This is a genomic window from Delftia sp. ZNC0008, assembly GCF_000799035.1.
Taxonomy (GTDB): domain Bacteria; phylum Pseudomonadota; class Gammaproteobacteria; order Burkholderiales; family Burkholderiaceae_C; genus Comamonas; species Comamonas tsuruhatensis.
Map to the genome: position 1 here is coordinate 1 of NZ_JTKZ01000181.1, position 4,667 is coordinate 4,667.

A 4,667-nucleotide genomic window follows, 5' to 3' on the forward strand; every position below is an offset into this window, starting at 1 on the left:
CCGCGTCGGAGTTACCACGCGTTGCAATACCGGTGTTGCGACCCTTTTGCTCCTTGCGGTATTTGCGGCGAGCAGGTTGCAGCATCTTTATTCTCCTTTACCGTCCGCTGCTGTAGCGGGCGCGTCAGTCTTGCGAACGCGCTTAACGGAATCAGCGCCAGCGCCGGCGGGCTTGTCGCTGCCGTCTGCAGGTGCTGCGTTAGCGCCTGCGGGGCGGCGGGCACCACGGCCAGCACCGTCACGACGACCATCGCCGCGACCATCGCGGCGGGGGCCGCGAGGACGACGCTCGTCTTCGGGGCGGGGGGTCTCGGCTGCCGGCAGGTCGTTACGACCCAGCGTGTCACCCTTGTAGACCCAGACCTTCACACCGATCACACCGTAGGTCGTCTTGGCTTCGGAGAAGCCATAGTCGATGTCGGCGCGCAGCGTGTGAAGTGGCACACGGCCTTCGCGGTACCACTCGCAGCGTGCAATTTCGATACCGTTCAGACGGCCCGAAGACATGATCTTGATGCCTTGGGCACCCAGACGCATGGCGTTTTGCATCGCACGCTTCATGGCGCGGCGGAACATGATGCGCTTTTCGAGCTGCTGGCAGATCGAGTCGGCGATCAGCTTGGCATCGATTTCAGGCTTGCGCACTTCTTCGATGTTCACAGCCACGGGCACGCCCAGACGGGTTGCGAGTTCCTTCTTCAGGTTCTCGATGTCCTCGCCCTTCTTGCCGATCACGACACCAGGACGTGCCGAGAAGATCGTGATGCGGGCGTTCTTTGCAGGACGCTCGATCAGGATGCGCGACACGGCGGCGTTCTTCAGCTTGGCCTTCAGGAACTCGCGCACCTTGATGTCTTCGGCCAGCATGCCGGCGAAGTCGCGGTTGCTTGCGTACCAACGGCTGGCCCAGTTGCGGCTAACAGCCAGGCGGAAGCCGGTAGGATGGATTTTCTGTCCCATATTCTTCCCAGGCCTTTCAGTTGCCAACCGTCACGTACACGTGGCACGTGGGCTTGCTGATGCGATTGCCGCGGCCCTTTGCACGCGCGGTGAAGCGCTTGAGCGTGGTGCCTTGTTCGACGAAGATGGTCTTGACCTTCAGTTCGTCAATGTCGGCGCCGTCGTTGTGCTCGGCGTTGGCGATGGCGGACTCGAGCACCTTCTTGATGATCACGGCAGCTTTTTTCTGCGTGAACGTCAGGATGTTCAGGGCTTGGTCCACTTTCTTGCCGCGGATCAGGTCCGCGACCAGGCGACCCTTGTCCACAGACAGGCGGACGCCACGGAGAACAGCACGTGTTTCAGACATGTTCTATTCCTTACTTCTTGGCTTTTTTGTCCGCCGGGTGACCCTTGAAGGTACGGGTCAGCGCGAATTCGCCGAGCTTGTGGCCGACCATCTGGTCAGTCACATACACGGGCACGTGCTGCTTGCCGTTGTGCACGGCAATGGTCAGACCGATGAACTCGGGCAGAACCATGGAGCGACGCGACCAGGTCTTGACGGGCTTCTTGTCCTTGGTGGCGACGGCCTTCTCGGCCTTTGCCAGCAAGTGATGGTCAACAAACGGACCCTTTTTAAGAGAACGAGTCATTTGCTACCCTTTACTTCTTACGACGCGACACAATCATCGACTGCGTGCGCTTGTTGTTACGGGTACGGTAGCCCTTCGTCAGGTTGCCCCATGGGTCAACAGCGTGACGACCTTCACCGGTCTTGCCTTCACCACCACCGTGCGGGTGATCGACAGGGTTCATCACCACGCCGCGAACGGTCGGGCGGATACCCATCCAGCGCTTCACACCGGCCTTGCCCAGACGGCGCAGGCTGTGCTCTTCGTTGGCGACTTCACCGATGGTCGCGCGGCATTCGATGTGCACCTTGCGCACTTCGCCGGAACGCATACGCACTTGGGCGTAGATGCCTTCACGGGCCAGCAGCGTAGCCGACGTACCTGCCGAACGGGCGATCTGCGCGCCAGCGCCGATCTTCAGTTCGATGCAGTGGATGGTCGAACCCACGGGGATGTTGCGGATCGGCAGGGTGTTGCCCACGCGGATCGGGGCTTCCGAACCGCTGACGATCGTTGCGCCGACTTCCAGGTTGCGCGGAGCAATGATGTAGCGACGCTCGCCGTCGGCATAGCACACCAGAGCGATGTGGGCCGTACGGTTGGGGTCGTACTCAATGCGCTCGACCTTGGCGGGGATGCCGTCCTTGGTGCGCTTGAAGTCCACCACGCGATAGTGGTGCTTGTGGCCACCGCCCTTGTGACGGGTGGTGATGTGACCGTTGTTGTTACGGCCCGACTTCTGGTGCTGAGGCTCCAGCAGGGGGGCGAAACCTGCACCCTTGTGCAGATGGTCACGCGTGACCTTGACCGTGCCGCGTTGGCCGGGGGTCGTCGGTTTGAGCTTGATAACAGCCATGATTACGCAGCCTCCCCGGACAGGTTCAGCTCTTGACCGGGCTTGAGCATCACGTAGGCCTTGCGAACGTGGTCGCGGCGGCCGGTGGTCTTGCCAAAGCGCTTGGTCTTGCCCTTGATGTTCACCACGGAGACACCAGCAACTTCCACCTTGAACATCAGTTCCACGGCGGCCTTGATTTCATGCTTGGTGGCGCTCTGCAGCACCTTGAACGTCACGGCGTTGGACTTCTCTGCAACCATGGTGGCCTTTTCGGACACGATGGGAGCAACCAACACCTGCATCAGACGACCTTCGTCAAACTTGAGCGTGCTCATTCGAACATCTCCTTGAGTTTGTCGATCGCACCCTTGGTGACGAGCACTTTCTTGTAGTGCACCAGCGACACGGGGTCGGCGTAGCGCGGCTCGACCACGAACACGTTCTTCAGATTGCGGGAAGCCAGGTACAGGTTCTCGTCGACTTCTTCAGCGATCACCATGACCGATTCCAGGTTCATGGCCTTGAACTTGTCGGCCAGCACCTTGGTCTTGGGGCTTTCGAGCTTGAGCGAGTCCACCACGGCCAGACGGCCTTCGCGGGCCAGCTGCGACAGGATGGCAACCATGCCGGCGCGGTACATCTTCTTGTTGATCTTCTGCGTGAAGTTTTCTTCAGGCAGATTCGGGAAGATGCGGCCGCCGCCACGCCACAGAGGCGAGGAGGACATACCGGCACGAGCACGGCCGGTGCCCTTTTGCTTGAACGGCTTGGCGGTCGTGTGACGAACCTGCTCGCGGTCCTTCTGAGCGCGAGTGCCCTGGCGTGCGTTGGCACGGTAGGCGATCACGATCTGGTGGACGAGGTCTTCGTTGAATTCACGGCCGAAAACAGTCTCGGGCGCATCAAACTTGGATGCGGCCTGGCCTTGTTCATTCAGGAGTTCGAGCTGCATTAGTTCGCTCCCTTGGAAGCTTTGGCCTTGATGGCGGGGCGCACCGTCACGAAGCCACCCTTGGAGCCCGGAACAGCGCCCTTGATCAAGAGCAGTTGGCGTGCTTCGTCAATGCGAACCACATCGAGATTTTGGGTGGTGATGGTTTCATCGCCCATGTGGCCGGTCATCTTCTTGCCCGGGAACACGCGACCTGGATCCTGGGCCATCGAGATGGAGCCGGGAACATTGTGCGAACGGCTGTTGCCGTGCGAGGCGCGCTGCGAGCGGAAGTTGTGACGCTTGATGGTGCCGGCGAAGCCCTTACCGATGGAAGTGCCTTGCACGTCCACCTTCTGGCCCACCGAGAACAGCTCGGCGACGGGCAGGACGGAGCCTGCGGCGTACTTGCCAGCGGTTTCTTCGGTCACGCGGAATTCACCCATCACTTCACCGGCTTCGACACCTGCCTTGGCAAGGTGGCCGGCTTCTGGCTTGGTCACGCGAGATGCCTTGCGCGAACCGAAAGTGACCTGCAGGGCCACGTAGCCATCGTTCTCTTGGGTTTTGACCTGAGTCACGCGGTTGTTCGACACATCCACCACTGTGACAGGCACTGCGTCCCCATCATCAGTGAACAGACGCATCATGCCCACCTTGCGACCCAGCAACCCGAGGGAGTTGCTCAGACTCATTTGTTTGCTCCAAAACTTCCGCCGCTGAAACTGCAATTGGCCCAGCGTTGCGCTCCCGCCCCAGATGACCAAGGCCTTGCGCACGAAAGAAGGTTGATAAAACTTCGCTCAAGAAAGGCGAAGCCCCAAATTTTAACGCGAACTGCCTTTTCAAGCAAGTTCGCGTTAAATCAAAGCCCTTCAACGGCCCCGCAAGGGGCCTGTGAAGTACTTATTGCAGCTTGATCTCGACGTCCACACCTGCGGGCAGGTCCAGCTTCATCAGAGCGTCAACCGTCTTGTCAGTCGGGTCAACGATGTCCATCAGGCGCTGGTGAGTGCGGATTTCGAACTGGTCGCGGCTGGTCTTGTTGACGTGCGGCGAGCGCAGGATGTCGAAGCGCTTCATGCGTGTCGGCAGGGGCACGGGACCCTTGACGATGGCGCCGGTGCGCTTGGCAGTGTCAACGATTTCAGCAGCCGACTGGTCGATCAGCTTGTAGTCAAACGCCTTCAGGCGGATGCGGATTTTTTGCTTGGACATTGTGTATTCCTAGTTTTCTAAGAATTACGCAATGATCTTTGCAACCACGCCAGCGCCCACGGTACGGCCGCCTTCGCGGATAGCGAAGCGCAGACCTTCTTCCATG

8 protein-coding genes and 2 pseudogenes are annotated in these 4,667 nt (G+C 59.9%); all 10 read right to left on the minus strand.

Features of this window, described 5'->3' with window-relative positions; all coding sequences use genetic code 11:
• Window positions 1-85, minus strand: a pseudogene (gene rplP, locus L995_RS31800) (50S ribosomal protein L16); the annotation flags it as partial.
• A 2-nt stretch (window positions 86-87) separates the two neighbouring features.
• Window positions 88-960: a 30S ribosomal protein S3 gene (gene rpsC / locus L995_RS06000; RefSeq protein ID WP_047470144.1), complete on the minus strand. Its 873-nt coding sequence runs from the start codon at window positions 958-960 to the stop codon at window positions 88-90.
• Between the two features lie 16 nt (window positions 961-976).
• A complete protein-coding gene (gene rplV / locus L995_RS06005) occupies window positions 977-1,309 on the minus strand; it encodes a 50S ribosomal protein L22 (protein WP_012202334.1) in 333 nt (110 codons plus the stop codon).
• 10 nt (window positions 1,310-1,319) lie between these two features.
• A complete protein-coding gene (gene rpsS, locus L995_RS06010) occupies window positions 1,320-1,595 on the minus strand; it encodes a 30S ribosomal protein S19 (protein ID WP_012202333.1) in 276 nt (91 codons plus the stop codon).
• Between the two features lie 10 nt (window positions 1,596-1,605).
• Window positions 1,606-2,430: a 50S ribosomal protein L2 gene (rplB, locus tag L995_RS06015; RefSeq protein ID WP_012202332.1), complete on the minus strand. Its 825-nt coding sequence runs from the start codon at window positions 2,428-2,430 to the stop codon at window positions 1,606-1,608.
• 2 nt (window positions 2,431-2,432) lie between these two features.
• Window positions 2,433-2,747 carry a 50S ribosomal protein L23 gene (rplW, locus tag L995_RS06020; RefSeq protein ID WP_012202331.1) on the minus strand — a complete coding sequence of 105 codons (315 nt, stop codon included), beginning with the start codon at window positions 2,745-2,747 and terminating at the stop codon, window positions 2,433-2,435.
• Complete coding sequence (gene rplD, locus L995_RS06025) at window positions 2,744-3,364, minus strand: 50S ribosomal protein L4 (protein ID WP_012202330.1); 621 nt, start codon at window positions 3,362-3,364, stop codon at window positions 2,744-2,746. The genes rplW and rplD overlap by 4 nt, the downstream gene beginning before the upstream one ends.
• Entirely contained in the window at window positions 3,364-4,038 is a 675-nt protein-coding gene (rplC, locus tag L995_RS06030) for a 50S ribosomal protein L3 (RefSeq protein WP_012202329.1), read from the minus strand. Before rplC ends, rplD begins: the two co-directional genes overlap by 1 nt.
• A 211-nt stretch (window positions 4,039-4,249) precedes the next feature.
• Entirely contained in the window at window positions 4,250-4,561 is a 312-nt protein-coding gene (rpsJ, locus tag L995_RS06035; protein ID WP_003059431.1) for a 30S ribosomal protein S10, read from the minus strand.
• A gap of 24 nt (window positions 4,562-4,585) precedes the next feature.
• Window positions 4,586-4,667, minus strand: a pseudogene (locus tag L995_RS31805) (EF-Tu/IF-2/RF-3 family GTPase); the annotation flags it as partial.